This window comes from Pradoshia sp. Z5_111, assembly GCF_058267535.1.
The window spans coordinates 1-18,123 of record NZ_JBZCPQ010000004.1 but is presented as its reverse complement, the minus strand read 5'-3'; the positions used below and the strand labels follow the sequence as shown (position 1 = coordinate 18,123).

17 protein-coding genes are annotated in these 18,123 nt (G+C 36.7%); 14 read left to right on the top strand and 3 right to left on the bottom strand.

Features of this window, described 5'->3' with window-relative positions; all coding sequences use genetic code 11:
* The first annotated feature begins 438 nt into the window (after nt 1-438).
* Entirely contained in the window at nt 439-1,293 is an 855-nt protein-coding gene (locus tag AC4D4A_RS09605) for a malate synthase (protein WP_490995699.1), read from the top strand.
* Nucleotides 1,294-1,823: 530 nt separating this feature from the next.
* Nucleotides 1,824-3,098 (top strand): ADP-ribosylglycohydrolase family protein, encoded by a 1,275-nt coding sequence (locus AC4D4A_RS09600; RefSeq protein WP_490995698.1) that lies wholly within the window; start codon nt 1,824-1,826, stop codon nt 3,096-3,098.
* A 113-nt stretch (nt 3,099-3,211) separates the two neighbouring features.
* Here the strand turns inward: AC4D4A_RS09600 and AC4D4A_RS09595 are convergent, their stop codons facing one another.
* Together AC4D4A_RS09595 and AC4D4A_RS09590 are read right to left on the bottom strand one after the other, a co-directional pair.
* Nucleotides 3,212-3,469 carry a hypothetical protein gene (locus AC4D4A_RS09595; protein ID WP_490995697.1) on the bottom strand — a complete coding sequence of 86 codons (258 nt, stop codon included), beginning with the start codon at nt 3,467-3,469 and terminating at the stop codon, nt 3,212-3,214.
* Nucleotides 3,470-3,830: 361 nt separating this feature from the next.
* The gene (locus tag AC4D4A_RS09590; RefSeq protein WP_490995696.1) at nt 3,831-4,775 is read right to left on the bottom strand and encodes an ATP-grasp domain-containing protein; all 945 of its coding nucleotides are present in this window, start codon (nt 4,773-4,775) and stop codon (nt 3,831-3,833) included.
* A gap of 161 nt (nt 4,776-4,936) precedes the next feature.
* Here AC4D4A_RS09590 and coaA point away from each other — a divergent pair, with 161 nt between their 5' ends.
* From coaA to AC4D4A_RS09540, 10 genes are all read left to right on the top strand, one after another.
* Complete coding sequence (coaA, locus tag AC4D4A_RS09585; protein ID WP_490995695.1) at nt 4,937-5,872, top strand: type I pantothenate kinase; 936 nt, start codon at nt 4,937-4,939, stop codon at nt 5,870-5,872.
* Nucleotides 5,873-5,902: 30 nt separating this feature from the next.
* Nucleotides 5,903-6,466, top strand: a complete 564-nt coding sequence (gene maa / locus AC4D4A_RS09580; RefSeq protein WP_490995694.1) for a maltose O-acetyltransferase — start codon at nt 5,903-5,905, stop codon at nt 6,464-6,466.
* Between the two features lie 185 nt (nt 6,467-6,651).
* Nucleotides 6,652-7,401: a CDP-diacylglycerol--serine O-phosphatidyltransferase gene (gene pssA / locus AC4D4A_RS09575; protein WP_490995693.1), complete on the top strand. Its 750-nt coding sequence runs from the start codon at nt 6,652-6,654 to the stop codon at nt 7,399-7,401.
* A 414-nt stretch (nt 7,402-7,815) separates the two neighbouring features.
* On the top strand, nt 7,816-9,552 hold the full coding sequence (locus tag AC4D4A_RS09570) for an ABC transporter ATP-binding protein (RefSeq protein WP_490995692.1): 1,737 nt from the start codon (nt 7,816-7,818) through the stop codon (nt 9,550-9,552).
* A gap of 35 nt (nt 9,553-9,587) precedes the next feature.
* Nucleotides 9,588-11,363, top strand: a complete 1,776-nt coding sequence (locus AC4D4A_RS09565) for an ABC transporter ATP-binding protein (RefSeq protein ID WP_490996017.1) — start codon at nt 9,588-9,590, stop codon at nt 11,361-11,363.
* Nucleotides 11,364-11,698: 335 nt separating this feature from the next.
* Nucleotides 11,699-11,911 (top strand): DUF1659 domain-containing protein, encoded by a 213-nt coding sequence (locus AC4D4A_RS09560; RefSeq protein WP_490995691.1) that lies wholly within the window; start codon nt 11,699-11,701, stop codon nt 11,909-11,911.
* 42 nt (nt 11,912-11,953) lie between these two features.
* Entirely contained in the window at nt 11,954-12,172 is a 219-nt protein-coding gene (locus AC4D4A_RS09555) for a DUF2922 domain-containing protein (protein WP_490995690.1), read from the top strand.
* 75 nt (nt 12,173-12,247) lie between these two features.
* On the top strand, nt 12,248-12,397 hold the full coding sequence (locus tag AC4D4A_RS09550; protein WP_066099896.1) for a YvrJ family protein: 150 nt from the start codon (nt 12,248-12,250) through the stop codon (nt 12,395-12,397).
* A gap of 190 nt (nt 12,398-12,587) precedes the next feature.
* Nucleotides 12,588-13,193 (top strand): hypothetical protein, encoded by a 606-nt coding sequence (locus AC4D4A_RS09545; protein ID WP_490995689.1) that lies wholly within the window; start codon nt 12,588-12,590, stop codon nt 13,191-13,193.
* Between the two features lie 329 nt (nt 13,194-13,522).
* On the top strand, nt 13,523-15,592 hold the full coding sequence (locus tag AC4D4A_RS09540; protein ID WP_490996016.1) for a catalase: 2,070 nt from the start codon (nt 13,523-13,525) through the stop codon (nt 15,590-15,592).
* 62 nt (nt 15,593-15,654) lie between these two features.
* Here the strand turns inward: AC4D4A_RS09540 and AC4D4A_RS09535 are convergent, their stop codons facing one another.
* On the bottom strand, nt 15,655-17,028 hold the full coding sequence (locus AC4D4A_RS09535; RefSeq protein WP_490995688.1) for an MATE family efflux transporter: 1,374 nt from the start codon (nt 17,026-17,028) through the stop codon (nt 15,655-15,657).
* A 178-nt stretch (nt 17,029-17,206) separates the two neighbouring features.
* On the opposite strand from AC4D4A_RS09535, the gene fosB reads away from it, so the two are divergent.
* The gene (fosB, locus tag AC4D4A_RS09530) at nt 17,207-17,629 is read left to right on the top strand and encodes a metallothiol transferase FosB (RefSeq protein ID WP_490995687.1); all 423 of its coding nucleotides are present in this window, start codon (nt 17,207-17,209) and stop codon (nt 17,627-17,629) included.
* Nucleotides 17,630-17,942: 313 nt separating this feature from the next.
* The coding region (locus tag AC4D4A_RS09525) for a multidrug resistance efflux transporter family protein (RefSeq protein WP_490995686.1) at nt 17,943-18,123 on the top strand (181 nt) is incomplete at its 3' end.

Genomic DNA, 18,123 nt, shown 5'->3' with positions numbered 1-18,123 from the left:
AAAATTTCATTTTACATCAACACAAAATGTTTTGTCAATAATTAATTTGTAAAAATATCAAAAAAATGGTATAATAGTTTTACAGTTATTTTTTATCGTATTTCAAATTCCGCTGGACTTTTCTTTACAGATAGAATTTGCATACGTTTTTTTTATATACTTTTATAAAACGAAGGAAAATTCAGATGTTTTTAAGCTTTAAAGTAAGTTAGTTGAATAAAATTTTCAATAAACTATTTATCCTGTTCAAACTGGTGCTAAGACTCCGCCTTCAAACGTAAGCAGAAGCAATCACGGTTAAGGCGGAGGCGGAGATAAGCGTCGGTAAGAACCCGATTGGTTCAACGAATGCTCGGGAGGGGATGAAAGAAAACCTTCACCGAGCAAAGTTTCACTTTATTAGTAAACGAGTTTTTATATACAAGGAGGACTTTAATAATGAATCTAATCAATAAGAAAGTTACACACAAACGTTTTGGAACGGGTAGTATAGTTGGGCATAATGAGTCTAAAATTGAAATAAATTTCGAATCGGAAAATAAAATGTTTGTTTACCCTGATGTTTTTGGAGAGCATCTAAAACTACATGATAAAAGTGATGCTAAGTCACTCGAAGAAATTATACAAAAAAAGGAAGACGAACTAAAAGAGGAAGAATGGAAAAAGGAAGAAGAAAAAAAACTACAACGAAAAAAACAGGAACTTCGCGTAGAACACGAAAAACTTATGAAGCATCATAAGCTACATCCTGAATCACAAATGGTTTTTTGGTGTGACACAGAAGAACAGAATAGTTCTCTTTCAGAGTGGAAGGTTTTTTCGGGTGTAATAAAAAGCGGTAAAAACAAAGGAAATCCGAACAAGCCAGTCCGTTTACATCAAAATAGCGCTGTCCTGTTAACTGCAGTCGATCCCAATATGTCTGAAAAAGACAGACGTATCTTAGGTGTCTATATGGTGCATGAAAATTTTGTCGGAAAGATGTGTGAAGATGGAATTATTCCTGCTCATTCAAAATACAGAATCCAACTTACAGAAGAGGAATCAGATCAGTTGGCTTTCTGGGAATATTATGTGAATGAGAAAAATCCAGAAAAAATGACATGGAATACAGGTAAATACCGTTATTTCGATAATTTATGGATGGCTCAAATTTTACTTGCTATCATTTCGTTGAAAAGTGACCCGAATGAACGAGAACTTGCGCAGCAATTCTTTAATCATTTTTGTAAAATGAATCAGATCATGGAACAAGATATACCAAAGCCTAATGGCGCTATAATGCGTACTTAGACGCTAGTCTAAAGATTAGTTGAAGACGAATAAAAAATAGCGAGCATATGTCATTAAAACCAACAGGATCATGTGTACACACATATAGTATACTCTAGGTTGAGTGAATGACACAGATTGAAACAGTTTTAATTCGAATGAAAGTACCCTAATCTCTGAGCGGAGATTAGGGTTTTTTATATGCCGTGTGAAAAAGTAAAATTAAAAATCTGATTTTTGATTTATAGGTATATGAACCACTTGATGTTATATTAAAATAATGGTGGAGACGTATATATAATTAATTTTATACTGTGAGTGGTTACTGAAGTGTAGATATATTTAAAAATTTGAATAGCTCTTTTGCGAACTATATTTGTTTTCGTGAACAATGAAACCTCAAAAAGAGAAGCTGGAACATTAGAAATTTGATTTTTTATTACTAAGGTAATGCTAATGACTTAAAGGTTGTTACAGTTGTCTGTCTAAATTTCCTTTCGTTTTTTAAGCCTTGAAATAGTGAGTTGAGTAATGAGAGAGAGGGATTATTTATGATTGGTGCGATTACAGGTGATGTTGTTGGATCTCGTTTTGAATTTAATAATCATCGTAGCAAGGAATTTGAGTTGTTTACCGAAGAGTGCCGAGTAACGGACGACAGCATTATGACTCTTGCGATTGCTAAAGCTTTTATGGAGACAGAAGGGTCTATTCACTCTTCTATCACTGCAAGGGATTATGACGGTGAGTACGAGACACTGCTTGAGAGTATGTCGATTATATATATGCAAGAATTGGGGCGTAAATATCCGAATTGTGGGTTTGGTGGGATGTTTGCGAAATGGGTCTTCAGTGATAATCCCGAACCTTATAACAGTTTTGGAAACGGGGCAGCGATGCGAATAAGTCCTGTAGGTTTTTTAGCAAGAACCGAGAATGAAGCAAAGGATTTATCTAATATTGTTACTAGGACAACCCATAATCATGAAGAGGGAATAAAGGGCGCTGAGGCTACCGCTGTAGCCATATTTATGGCAAGACGGGGATTTACCAAAAGTGAAATTAAAAATAGGATTAGTAGTAATTACTATCAGTTAGATTTCTCGATTGATGAAATCAGAGAAACATACGTGTTTAATGTGATATGCCAGGAGACTGTTCCGCAGGCAATTGTTGCTTTTTTAGAATCAACCTCCTTTGAAGATGCGATTCGTAATGCCATTTCGATTGGTGGAGACAGTGATACTTTGGCAGCCATCACCGGCGCTATAGCAGAAGCGTATTACGGAGTACCTGAAACCCTGAAGGAAAAGGCATTAACCTATTTGGATGATGAACTGCTGTCTATTTACGATAACTGGTGTCATTTTAATAAGAATGAAAATCTCCCTGGTAAGTTCAAAGTACTAACAAAATATATACCTAAAATTTGTGATGCGGACTCCTTTGGTGAATGGTTTAAAGATTGTGAGAATGGTGAAACAACAATTCAAATGCCATTTGTCAGGTATAAAAAGCTTATAAATTTATTTGTTAAGGAATTCTATCACTTTTCTGAATCCCATCCGGAATACGATTTGACCAGTTACAGTGATATTTTGGAGAAGAATGGTCTTAAATGGAGACAGGAAGCAATGCGTGATGCGGATGAAGCTTCTCTAGATGCCCAATGTATCCTTGCGCTCATTATGGGTGCCATTAGAGCAGAGCGATTCAGCGAGGGAGCTCTGCTAAGCTTCTTTGAGGATGGATCCATTGTGAAGTGGCTAAAAAGGTTGAAAAAGATTGATGAGAATAATTCTACTGGCAGTAAGGGAATTTGTTAATCTGGTGAGTGTTCGGAAAGAAGAATGTTAAGTATCAATATTCTGTAATTAATGAAGGATTACATCCAGAGTATTTTAAATAATTATCTGGGCGTAATCCTCACGTATATGTATCAATACATAACAATCGCATACTTTTTTTCTTCTTCTTCATCATCAAAGATAAAGGCAAAGTTAAGTGTCACATCTACTCCATCCTCTGTTAACCAATTAAAGGGAAAAGTCGCGGGCTGAGCACTGGTTGTTAATCCATGCTTTAAAATTACCTTTCTTTCGAATGTACTGAATGCTTCTTCAAGTCCGTGCTCCTGAAAATCGTATTCTGTTATTAAATAATTTTTTAATAGGGGCCAGCTGTAAAATTCAATCATGATTTAGTCTCCTTCTCAGCGCATTATCAAATTATTATAAGGGGTGTTCTGGGAATTAACAAATTCCATGGACCTGTACTAGGTAATCTCTATGGAATGATTAGCCTTTCTCTAAAGATCCAGTAAATGAAATAAAAATAAATCTTCAATTTTCAGCTTTAAACCTCCGTGTTACTTAAAACCTACTCGTTATAAAATCATAGCGCATCTGGTCTCTATAGCTGCATAACTAAGAAATTAGTGATGGGTATTGATAAGGATATAGTCAAGCAGCCATAAAGAAACTGCCCCTTTAAATGCAAGAATTAGGAGGGGCAGTTTCTTTATAGTGTATAAAGGATTTACCTATATTTGTGATAGGTTAAGACCTATTTACTTTATTTAATTCAGATCCCAAAAATTTTGCGAGCTCCAGCATTCCGTATAGGCCGGCCTCAGCTTCGGCATCGGAATTATAGTTTGTATTTGTATTGATATCATATGTGTAAATCGTTCCATCCTGATCACGGATAAACTCAATTCCGGCAATGTCAATACTTGATGAGGTAAGGAATTCTTCGTATTTTGAAATAATAGGATCATTAAAATCCTTAATAATTTTAAATTGTGGCGATATTTCCTCTTGTTCTCCAACTGGGCAGAATAAATCATCTATTTGGCAGGCATCGGCAGGACATAATTCAAAACCTTTTGATGTATCAACACGAACAGCATAGAGAAATTTTCCTCCAATAAATTCACAGCGTGTTATTGAAGAATCAGGGGAGAGGATATATTGCTGTATAAGTGTGATCCCATCTACCGGCTCTTCAAAAAGAGGGCTGTTTACGTACTCCTCCAGGGCCTCTATAGATTGAAACAGCTGCACGCCAAGACCTTTTCCAGCCCTGTTATGTTTAGTGATAAAAGGAGTCATTCCAAGCCTTTTAGCGGCAGTTATGATATTCTCCCGACCGACAGCAGCAATCGTGGCAGGAGTTTTGATACCCGCAGCCTGAAGAGCAGTGTATTGATTAATTTTGCTGATTTCCATTCCTAAAGCTTTTGAGCCATTAAATACTTTTCGGTTATGACGTTCGAGCCAGTTGATTACTCCACTAGCAAGTTCAGGTGCATAACGGTGGCCGCGTGTATGGGAAGACGCACTCATACGGTTGTAAAAAATACCTTCTGGCGGAGTATCTGTCAAATCGACTAAGCCTTCAGCTAAATGCCAGTTTTTATATGGAAGGTTTAATTCTTCCAATCTATTAATTAAATGATTGGTCCAGTCATCATTTTCATGAATGATATGTATGTTTGTCATTAGGAAAATCTCCCTCTAGTTTTCGTCAATTTATGTAAATCATACCATTTAACTTGGAATTGGGTCAAATGTTGAAATTTAGGAAAAATAATTGTTGCAGTGGAAAAACCGTTTGGCAAAGTTTATACTGTTGATTGAGAAAGAGATAAAAGGGAGATACCATGCCAAATTTTTCGCCATACAGATATTTTTCAAAAAAAGACTGGGCTAACTTGCGATTTAATACGCCAATGACATTGACTCAAACGGAAATAGAAGAACTACAGGGTGTTAATGAAAAACTTTCTGTTGAGGAAATTACGACGATTTATTTGCCGTTAACCCGTTTATTAAATTTATATGTGAACTCATCACAAATGCTGCACACGGTCACGGACACTTTCTTTGGGAATACCACAAGAAAAGTGCCATATGTAATCGGTGTAGCAGGAAGTGTAGCTGTAGGGAAAAGTACAACAGCCCGTATTATTCAGGCTCTTTTATCCCGATGGCCAAATACTCCACAGGTAGAAATTATCACAACCGATGGATTCCTCTATCCTAATGCTGTGCTGGAGGAACGAGGAATAATGGACAAAAAGGGCTTTCCTGAGAGTTATAATACGAAGGAATTAATCAAGGTTTTATCTAGAATTAAAGCTGGCCATCCAAAAGTGAAGGCACCTATATATTCGCATCTATATTATGATATAATGCCTAACCAATATACCGTCATCCAACAACCGGATATCGTCATCGTGGAAGGAATTAATGTTCTGCAAACTCCTAAACAGGATGATCATTTTCCAAGTGTTTACGTATCAGACTTCTTCGACATCTCCATCTATGTCGATGCCACTGAAAATAATATTTATAATTGGTATGTTGAACGTTTTAAAACGCTTCGTAAAACCGCTTTCGCCAATCCGGAGTCTTATTTCCATCGTTATGCCGATTTGACGGATGAAGAAGCAGACGAAATTGCAACAAATATTTGGAATACCATTAATAAAATCAACTTGGATTTAAATATTGCTCCAACTAAAACGAGAGCGAACATTATTCTTAAGAAGGACTCAGATCATTCTATTTCTTCGGTGAAATTGAGGAAGATTTAAAAGGAAGTTTTCATAGGGGGCGGTTGAACGATGGCAACTGAGAAACAGAAAATGATTAATGGAGAATTATATAGGCCACTAGATGATGAACTTGTCAATGACCGTCTCCGTGCCAGGAAGCTTATGAGACTATATAATCAGACGATGGAAACTGATTATGCAGAACGGACCGCTTTATTAAAAAAGTTACTTGGTTCAACCGCAAAAAATTACTATATTGAACCGACTTTTCGGTGCGATTATGGGTACAATATTCATGTTGGTGAAAACTTTTATGCTAATTTTGATTGTGTTATCTTAGATACATGCGAAGTTCGAATTGGTCAAAATTGTATGCTTGCACCTGGTGTTCATATTTATACTGCCACACACCCGCTCAACCCAGATGAACGAAATTCAGGAAAAGAATATGGAAAGCCGGTCACAATCGGTGACAATGTCTGGATTGGCGGCCGAGCGGTTATTAATCCAGGGGTGACAATTGGAAACAATGTAGTAGTAGCCTCAGGAGCTATTGTAACGAAAGGTATTCCTGATAATGTAGTTGTTGGCGGTAATCCAGCCCGCATTATAAAACGAATCGATAAAGAATAAGATTTTATTCCATATACATAGTGATGTTATTCCATTGATAAATGAACTTATTGTTAAAATGAGATTATTTTGATTACATTATATGGATACTTTTGATAAAATTTAATTAATAGTTTAAGATATAATAGCCCTTATAATAACAATTAACTTCAAATGAAGTACGAACAAAATTGAGGATGTGAAGAATGAAGAAACATATACCAAATCTATTGACCTTAGGAAACCTTTACTGTGGTTATCTATCCATTTCTTATATTATCAGCGGGGATGTGCGAAATGCGACTATTCTCATTTTTATTGCATTGATGCTTGATGCGCTGGATGGGAGAATGGCAAGAATTTTAAGGGTAGCCGATGATATGGGAAAACAGCTTGATTCGTTGGCTGATATTGTATCATTTGGGGTCGCACCTGCCTTTTTGGCATCTTATACATATTTATACGATTTTGAACAATATGGTCTTTTGATTGCCGGTTTGTTCCCGCTTTTTGGATGTTATCGACTAGCAAGATTTAATATTACACCTACTGAGGAATCATTAAAGCATTTTAAAGGAATCCCAATTACATTTGCAGGGGGACTTGTTGCCTTTTTAGTACTATTTGAAAACTGGATCCATGTCAGCATATTTGTCATTATATTCTTTAGTTTGGCAATCTTGATGGTCAGTACCATTAAAATCCCAAGCTTCAAAAAGGTAAAATTAAATTATTATACGGTCATTATAACTTTATTCCTATTATATATGTTTTATCTTATTGCAAAGTCAGGATTTAAAAGTGTTCCTGAATTTTTCTATGTTGCCATTGCTATTTATATTATCTTTATCGTTGCCCGATACATTAAAGGTAAGACACCTAAGTTCCGCCTTAAAAAAATGAGAACGATCCGGGTCAGAAAAAAGAAAATTAATAAAGGAATGAAAAAGAAATAATGACCTATTGAGTCTACTGCGCCTTTATTCCTTTTTGGTTTCTATGACAGGGAAAGTGAAAAGGCATTCAGGTATTCCACAACTAAGAGAACTCATATGTTTAAGAGTACATGTGGATTGATTCAAACGTTTTATGGTTCTCTGAGTTTTTTCACACCCCAAATGTTGGATTTCGATCTGACTTTTGGGGTGTTTATTTATGGTTAATTTTAAAAGAAATAGCTAGCCAAAAGAAAATCCTATTCAACAATCTGAAAGAAAAATTTAAACTTTAGGTTGAGTAGAGCGTGTAATGGTGAGATATAAAAGCCTGAAAATGAATAGGTCTGGAAAAAATCCTGTAACTATTTCTATCTATTAGCTTAAATAAATGAAATCGATTGTTTGACAGCATAAGCGAAGGTGGGTATTTTTATGAATTCATTTTTAGCATTGATCAAATATTTAAAGTCATACAAGTTAATTGTATTGCTTGGACCCTTATGTATGATTGTGGAAGTAACTATGGACTTGATTCAGCCGACAATCATGCAAAATATTATTGATAAAGGGATTGCTTCGAGTGATAGTCGTTATGTAGTAACAATGAGTGTACTTATGCTGTTCTCTGCAATTGTAGGGCTGTTTGGTGGGATGGGCAGTACGATATTCAGTACGCGCTCAGCGATTCATTTTTCAACTGACCTCCGCAGAGATGTTTTCGAAAAAATTGGTTACTTTTCTGGAGAAAATGCGGATAAATTCGGTGCTGGAAAACTGATTACCATTATGACGAATGATATAACAGCCGTACAGCAGGCTGTCATGATGACCTTACGTATATTTGTCCGTGGCCCCATTATGTTCATTGGCAGTATTATTATTGTATTTTTCACTGCCAGAGAACTTTTTCCAATTCTTCTGGCAGTTGTACCTTTGTTAACAATATTAATCGTTTTATTTACATGGAAGGCTGGTCATCTTTTTCAATTGGTACAGAAGTCAATTGATCGTGTCAATACGAAATTACAGGAAAACCTTGCCGGAATCCGGGTAATTAAAGCGTTCGGCACACAGAACCATGAAATGAAACAATTTCAGATTGTTAATAAGAAATTAACAGCGGTCAATATCCGTGCGGACCAAGTCATTATGGGTTTAATGCCTATACTATTGTTTATCGTTAACATGGGAATAGTTGCGGCTATTTGGATGGGTGCGATTAAGGTTGATAACGGAAGCTTGAATGTGGGAGTTATTGTCGCATTTATTAACTATTTAACTATCATTTTGAACTCCCTTATGACAAGCAGTAATGTTCTCATGCAAATCACTAGAGCCTTTCCATCTGCTGGGCGAATTGTTGATGTATTGAATACAGAGCAAGACATTAAACAATCTGAACAACCTCTTGTTCCTGTACCGGATAAAGGTACTTTGGAATTCAAAAATGTGAGCTTTAGTTACAGCAAAAATGGGGAGAGAGTTCTTTCTAATGTTTCTTTTAGTGTACCGAGTAGACAAACACTTGGAATCATTGGAGCAACAGGTAGCGGAAAGACAACACTGGTCAAATTATTGCCGAGACTTTATGACGTGGATGAAGGACAAATCCTATTAAACGGAATAGATATCAAAGAGATGGATATACAGGAATTACGACAGTCCATCGGATTTGTACCGCAGAAAGCATTGTTGTTCTCTGGTTCAATTAGTCAGAATTTAACTCAGGGTAATGAAAATGCAACAAAGGACGACATGACAGAAGCTCTTCAAAATGCTGAAGCCCTACAATTTGTAGAACAGTTAGACCCGGATTATGCTTATGAACTCACTCAGGGGGCAACTAACCTGTCAGGTGGCCAAAGACAAAGAATATCCATTGCTCGGGCTTTTATCCGGAAGCCATCCATTATTATATTGGATGATTCTACCTCAGCGGTGGATGCGATATCGGAAAGCCGTATCCGAAAAGTATTGATGAATAAATATCCGGATTCAACTAAAATTATTATTTCATCAAAGCTTTCATCATTAAAACATGCGGATCAAATTTTGGTTCTTGAGGATGGTAAAGTAACTGGAATTGGCAGTCATAATGACCTTTACCAAAAAAATGAACTCTATCGTGAATTATGCTCTATACAGAGTGGGCAGGGGGTGAGCCATTAATGAGCCAGCAAACACAAGCGCAAAAACAAGTGAATATGAGACCGGGTCACAGACATTCATTTGGGCCTAAAAGCAAGGCAAAACATCAAAAGGAAACGGTTCTAAGAATATGGTCGTATCTTAAAAGGCGAAAATTAACTCTGCTAGCGTCCATCATATGCGTGCTATTTTCGACTGTATTCAGTTTACTTGGTCCTTATTATATTGGAATCACAATTGATGAATATGTACTTGTTAAAGATGTAGATGGTTCTATTCGAATGACGTTCTTATTAGCCGTTATCTATATAGCAGGTGCGATTCTTACCTGGCTCCAGCAAAACTTGATGATACATATTTCATTAAAAACGATTCGGACAATTAGAGAAGAATTATTTTCAACTCTGCATACATTAAGCCTCCGATTTTTTGATAAACGCTCATCCGGTGATTTAATGAGCCGGGTAACCAACGATATTGATAATTTAAATAATGCATTAAGCCAAAGTGTAGTTCAGATTTTTTCTTCCTTACTGACAATCATTGGTGTCTCAATCGCCATGTTTGCATTAAATTGGGTGTTGGCAATTGTCTCATTTCTGGTGATACCCCTTATGATTTTTACATCTAAAAAGATTATCCAAGTGAGCAGCCGTAATTATGCCAAGAGGCAGCAAAATTTAGGTAACCTGAATGGGTATGTAGAAGAAGCAATAAGCGGCAAAGAGGTCATCACTCTTTTTGGACGAGAGCAGGAGACCATCAAGGAGTTTAAAAAGATCAATGAGGACTTGCGTGAATCGGCTATACTGGCTGATACATATGGTGGTTTTCTCGGCCCTGTCAATAACTTTATCAATAATCTCGGCCTTAGCTTGATTATTGGCACTGGGGCCATCATGTCGGTGCATGGGCTGACAACAATAGGTGTAATTGCTGCTTTTGTTACGTACTCAAGATTATTTTTCAGACCGATCAATCAGTTATCCAATTTGATGAATACGATTCAATCCGCTATAGCAGGAGCTGAGCGTGTGTTTGAGATAATGGATGAAGTACCTGATTTAAAGAATAAAAGGGGAGCTATACCAGCGACTTCTTTAAAAGGGAATGTCCGATTTAAAGGTGTTCGATTTGGCTATGAGAAAGAGAAGGAAATTATAAAAGGTATTTCCTTAGAAGCTAAAAGCGGACAAACCATAGCATTGGTAGGTAAAACTGGATCAGGAAAAACGACAATTATTAATCTGCTATCAAGATTCTATGATCGATTGAGCGGTGAAATATGGATAGATGACAGATTGATAGAGGATTATTTAGTTGAAGATTTAAGAAAAAGGATAGGGACTGTTCTTCAGGAAACGTATTTATTTTCTGGAACAATAATGGAGAATATCCGTTATGGCAAACTGGATGCCTCTGATGAGGAGGTTGTTCGAGCTGCCAAGATTGCTGCTGCACACCAGTTTATTAAACATTTGCCAAATCAATATAATACAGTCATCACATCGGGTGGCATCAACTTAAGCCAGGGTCAAAGGCAATTAATCTCGATTGCCCGAGCTGTTTTAGCAGATTCAGATATTTTAATATTAGATGAAGCCACTTCAAGTATTGATACACGCACAGAAATAGCCATTCAAAATGGAATGAAGAACTTGACTAAGGGGCGTACAACCTTTGTAATTGCTCACCGCTTAAAGACAATCGAGAATGCTGATTGTATATATGTGATCGATGAAGGGGTGATTGTGGAACATGGAACCCACGAAGAGCTTATTCAAAATAAAGGGTATTATTACAGACTTTATGAAAGTCAATTTACGACTTAAGTTCACTATATCGTATCCCTTTTTAGAAGAAGAGCAATGGATTATTTTCCTTTGCTCTTTTTTGTTCAAATTGGAGCCAAAGATTCTCACCTAAAACGGATGAGAAGTGATAACGGTTAGTGGGGAGTTAAGTGCCAGGAAGATCCCGGTTGTTACAACTGATTCTAAATAACCCTACCTAGAAAAGCATCACTTTATGTATGCTATCTTGCCTTCGGTCTTACACTACATTAGACAAAAAGACTATCTATTGAAGAAATGAGAAATAATATTTTTATAGATGCTCCTTTTTAGCTTCTTTATTTATATATAAGAGATGAAAAGGAGGTGAGAACATGGAAAATCAATTTTTAGAGTTAACAAAGCTGCAAATTGAATTTGTTGTTGGGGTCGATGCACAAGGTGAACCAATCACCCAAAAAAGAACACTATCCAATATTAATAATGGGGCGGATGGTGAAGCATTAAAAAAATGTGCGAATGCTATTATCTCACTTCAAGTCCATGATGTAGCAGGAGTAAGGCGCTTGGATACTTGGCAAATCTAGTATCGGTAGAAGGGAATATTGGATAGAAAGGAGGGGCTACAGATGGAAAATGTTCTTGAACTATATTTTCTGACAGAAGAAGGTAAAACTGCGAAACTATCAATTGATAATCCGAAAATGCCAGTTGATCAAGAAGCAGTTAGACAGGCAATGGATACCATTATTGAATCAAAAGTATTCTTAACAAAAACAGGCTTTTACGCTAGTAAAGAAGAAGCACAGTTAGTTGAAACAGCAAAAACTGAATATTCATTTGTATAATTGATGAACAGATGGCTAATCCAAATAAGCTGGATTAGCCATTTTTAAAAGGATTGAGCGAGGAGGTGGCATTCCATGAACGATTTAATTCCGTTAATTAAAGATGTGGGTTTTCCTATTGTGGTAACCGTTTATCTTTTATACCGTATTGAAGGAAAGCTGGAGATGCTGAATAATTCCATACAATCATTGCCTTTAATGCTTAGTGAACTGATTAAAAAATAATTCTAAGGCTTGCCATCAGTAAGAATGGCAAGCTTTTTTAAATGGAATGTAAACGGAAATTTATGCATAATTTACATTAAAACTCTTTTTTTCGAAAGGGTTGGTAAAGATAACTAATGACTCGTTCGATGAGAGCAAACGAGGAAACCAATATATCTCACCGATAGGGTTTCAAAGAGAATTAATAAATATGCAATCCTTTATTCAGGCGGTCTCATCGCCATTTTACAATGGTCCGATTGGACCGATGAAAATAGAGGGACCAACGGGACCAACCGGAGCAACAGGGATTCAAGGAGAGATTGGACCAACCGGTCCGACGGGTGCGACCGGAGCTACTGGTACCGCTGGGACAGCATTAGGCTATGGATCTTTATATCGACCCAACGGGACAATTACCCTCACACCAGGGGCAATAGTGGATTTTAACCAAAGCGGTCCCAGTTTATTAACTATTCTCAACACGGCTAATGATACTATCACAGTAACGGTTGCCGGAGTATATATAATTACTTATAGCATTAGTGTCAATTTAGCATTGGGCGCATTAATTTCTAACGAGCTAGCATCTATTTCGGTCTTTATTAATGGGCCTGAGGAAAACCTAAGTATAGGGACCAGCGGGATGTCTGGGACACTAACTATAGGTCTGACAATGCGATTTAATATATCAAAAACGATACAAAGAACTTTATCGGCAAATGATGTTATCATATTGCGAATACGAAGTGCCAGTGTAGTAAGTGCAAGTGATACGTATGAATTTCCGGCTTTATCGGTTACGAGAATAGGATAATATATAGTGAAAATAAGAGGAATGCATGAGGAAGAAGCATACATTCCTCTTATTTGTTTTGGTTAATTAATCCGTAGGTTGGTGATTTATAATCTATTACTCCATAACAACTACAATAGAAATGCTCTCTGGCTTTGGCTTTCCCAGTTAGCCTATACCAGCAAATTCATTCTATTATCCTTTAATTAACTTTTCTATATTAATTGTCTCTATCAAGGTTTAAGAACAATGAATCGGTGGTACCTTTTGAGAAAGAATGGAAAATGTGTATTTTTACATAGGTATACATATATATGAAACCATTAGAACAAAGAGATGGGGTAGAGATAATGGCTGATAACCATATTCAAAACGAAAAAGACAAGCAATTGGATGATTTCAGAGTAGATAATAGCGAAAAAAAATTAACAACCAATCATGGTGTACGAGTTTCTGAGGATGAACATTCTTTAAAAGCGGGTGACCGTGGACCGACTCTCATGGAGGATTTTCATTTTCGGGAAAAAATGACCCATTTTGACCATGAGAGAATTCCAGAGCGAATCGTCCATGCTCGTGGTTTTGGTGCACATGGATATTTTCAGGTGTATGAACCAATGACGAAGCTGACCAAAGCAAGTTTTTTGCAGGATCCATCTAAAAAAACACCAGTATTTGTACGATTTTCCACTGTGGCAGGCTCCAGGGGATCTGCTGATTCTGTAAGGGATGCCCGTGGGTTTGCAACCAAATTTTATACGGATGAAGGTAATTTTGATCTCGTAGGAAATAATATTCCTGTATTTTTCATTCAGGATGCAATTAAGTTTCCAGATTTAGTTCATTCCTTTAAGCCTGAGCCACACAACGAGATGCCTCAAGCAGCAACAGCCCACGATACTTTTTATGATTTTGTTGTAAATAATACCGAATCTGCACATATGGTTCTTTGGACAAACTCTGACAGGGGTATACCTCGAAGCTATCGGATGATGGAAGGGTTTGGTGTTCATACATTTAGACTTGTAAATGAACAAGGAGAAGCCCATTTTGTTAAATTCCATTGGAAACCAGTCCTTGGGGTCCATTCTCTTGTTTGGGATGAAGCGCAAAAAATCGCAGGTAAAGATCCCGATTTTCACCGCCGAGATTTATATGAAGCGATTGAAATGGGGAATTATCCAGAATATGAGTTTGGTATTCAGGTAATTAAGGAAGAAGATGAATTTAAGTTTGATTTCGATATATTGGATCCAACTAAAGTTTGGCCTGAAGAACTGATACCTGTACAAAAAATAGGTAAAATGACGCTTAATAAAAATGTAGATAATGTATTTGCGGAAACGGAACAGGCAGCTTTCCATATTGGTCATATCGTACCGGGAATTGATTTTACCAATGATCCATTATTACAGGGGCGTCTGTTCTCTTATACGGATACACAGCTGCTAAGACTGGGGGGACCTAACTTTCAACAAATTCCGATTAACCGCCCGATTTCACCCGTGCACAATCACCAACGTGACGGATATCATCAAATGCGTATCGATAAAGGACAGGTTAGCTACAATAAAAATGGGTTAGCCCATAATTCTCCATCACCGGCATCTCCTGAAGAAGGCGGTTTCGAGCATTATCAGGAAAAGGTAGATGGATCTAAAGTTCGTAAGAGAAGTGAAAGTTTTAAGGATCATTACAGCCAAGCTAAGTTATTTTGGAACAGTATGTCTTCAGTAGAAAAACAACATATCATCGATGCATTCCGCTTTGAGCTTGGTAAATGTCTAAGTAAGGATATCCAACAACAAGTTGTTAATATGTACGCGAATGTGGATCATTATTTGGCTGAACAAATTGCGATTGGGTTAGGTCTTGAGGTACCATCAAATACAGAAGTTAAAGAATCAAAAGTAACTGATTCATCACCTGCACTCAGTCAACTGAATACAACCATGGGTGCCGCGACAAGAAAGGTTGCTGTACTTGTCCATAATGGATTTGATGGGATTGATTTAAAACAGGCGTTGGTAGCCTTTGAGGAAGCCGGTTTAACAGCGGAAATTGTTTCTGAGAACCAAGGAAAAATAACCAGTGCTAATGGAGCTGAGTTAAAGGTAGATCAGACGTTTTTGACAGCAGATTCAGTTTTATATGATGCTATCTATCTTGCTTCAGGCCAACATAGTGTAGATGCTCTAAAAACGATCAACAAAGTGAATGAGTTTATAATGGATGCATTTAATCACTTTAAAGCAATAGGTGCCCCAAAAGAAGCTGCAGATTTGGTTGCTCCTTTTATCCGGACATCTAATGGAGCTGCCGGTATTATTACCTCGGCTTCTGACGAATCAATTAATAAGTCGGTTGAGCAGTTTATTGAAGCGGTAGCTAAGCATCGCCACTGGGATCGAATTCAATAAGAAGACTCAAATATTGAAAAAGCCTCTAATCCACAACAATGGATTTAGAGGCTTTTTGTCAGTTAAGATATATGAATAGGATTTTGTTTTTTTGTTTGATGAGCAAATTTTTTCTCCCATGGACGGCTGAGCCAGCGTTTGACTGCAAAGATTGCACGGAACCATTCGTCGATTCCCTGAGCAATCCAAATTCCGAGTAAACCAAGCCCGAATGTAATGCCAAACAAATAGCCGAAGCCTACATTGAATATCCACATGGATAATATACCAATTATGACCGGGAAACGAACATCACCCGCTGATTTCAATGAGCTCATTAAAACAATGTTGACAGCTCTGCCAGGTTCAACAAAGGCAATTCCCCAGAGGACAGGCAAAGCAATCGCTAAGATGGCCGCATCAGAGGTAAATAACTCAATCAATGTATTTCCCATTAATGCAAGTGTCAGTGACACAGCTGTAGAGGCAAATACAGCAATTTTAACGGTTTTCAATCCTCTTTTTAAAGCCTGATCAAAGTGACCGCCCCCTATATATCTTGCAACCAACAGCTGTGTTCCCTCGCCAATCGCAACGCTGAATAAATAACAGAGCATTGTAATATTCGTTAAATAAACGCGTGCAACTAACGAGGCATCACCAAGGGTGGCTACGAAGGCAGTTACCAACAGCTGTGAAAAATGATAGGATAAATTTTCACCGGCAGAGGGAATACCTATTTGAAACAGATTTTTCATGTCTTCAATGTTAATATGAAATAAATCAATTAATCGGAATCGTAATGCAAGCTCTTTGGCGACGATCATTAATAAAGCGACCACTGCAAAAATTCGAGCAATAACCATTGTCCATGAAACACCAGTTACACCGGTTATCGGAAGATTGAATACTCCATAAATACTAATGACATAACCTATTGTACTGATAATATTCATGAAGAGTGAAACATACATAGGTTCCTTTGTTCTCCCGTGGCTCCTGAGAATAGCGCTAAGAACAAGTGAAATTGACTCCAGGAATAAAGAAAATCCTACAATTCTTATGAATAGAAGGGCATAGTCATAAACCTCTCCGCTAATGTCAAATAAACCTAATAAACTCGGTCCGAAAATAACGACAATAAGAGATATAAGAATACCGAACCATACATTTATACTAAACGCAGATCTTGATAATTGTCTTGCTTTATCAAGACGCTGTGCTCCGATTCTCTGTCCAATTAAGATCATTGCACCAATAGAAGAAACATTAAAAACTAAGATAAAAATACTCATTAATTGGTTGGCGACACCTACACCTGCGGCAGCTAGGTCAGAATAATGTCCAAGCATCAATGTAGCCAGTAACCCCATTGCTATATGTAAGCTAAGCTCTATAAATAATGGCCATGATATAGAAAATAGCGATTGATTTTTTAAATCTTCTGTATTTACCAATCCATCTGACTCCTTTAGTTTAAATTAAACACCTAATAAATCATTCTATAATACTTTACCATTATATGTATAGAAGAGAGTATGAAAACATGAGTTTAATATTTTGGAAGTATCTTTTATCCGGGGAATTTGATCTGTTTTCAAGTATAATGAAGCAAAAACAAAGGGTGAATAAAGGATGAATATAAAAGGAATTAATCATTTGTTATTTTCTGTATCCAATCTGGACCAATCCATTTTATTTTATGAACAAGTGTTTGAAGCAAAATTACTTGTTAAAGGAAAAACAACCGCATATTTTAATTTAAATGGTTTATGGTTAGCGTTGAATGAAGAAACAACCATACCTCGGAGGGACATAGAACATTCATATACCCACATAGCTTTTTCCGTAGAAAAAGCAGATTTCGATGAATGTATAAATCAATTAAAAAAGTTAAACGTAAATATTCTTCCGGGAAGAAGAAGAGATCTAAAAGATAAGCAATCTGTTTATTTTACTGATCCTGATGGACATAAATTTGAGTTTCATACCGGGAATTTAGAAGATCGGCTTTCTTATTATAAAGAATTGAAAACGCATATGGAGTTTTTTAGTTGAGGGAAAAGGGCTTAAAGTAATCATTATTCATTATGTATACAGTTTGGATACCGGTGATAAAGATACAGGCTGTATTCGATAAAAGCTGACTGATTAATGTGAAGTTCCAACTTATTTTTCGTTCTGTATATTACACATTGAATAAATAAACATTTTAGGAAAGGAATAATTTGCTATTTATTATAAAGTGGTTAATAACTCCACAAACATTTAACAAACACATCTTTCCCTTTGATATACCTTTTATAATAGATGAATTAAGAGGAAGAGATAGTAATTTTGAAAAGAATTCCAATATAGGGAGTTGATGTGGGTGCAATTTATATTGTTAGGCATATTGGCATCTTTTTTCTTTGCGGTGACATTTATACTAAACAGGTCAATGGAGCTTTCGGGAGGTAGCTGGCTTTGGAGTGCGTCATTGCGCTATATTTATATGATTCCATTTTTAATGGCAATTGTTTATTTCCGAAAGAATTTATGGCAATTGTTTG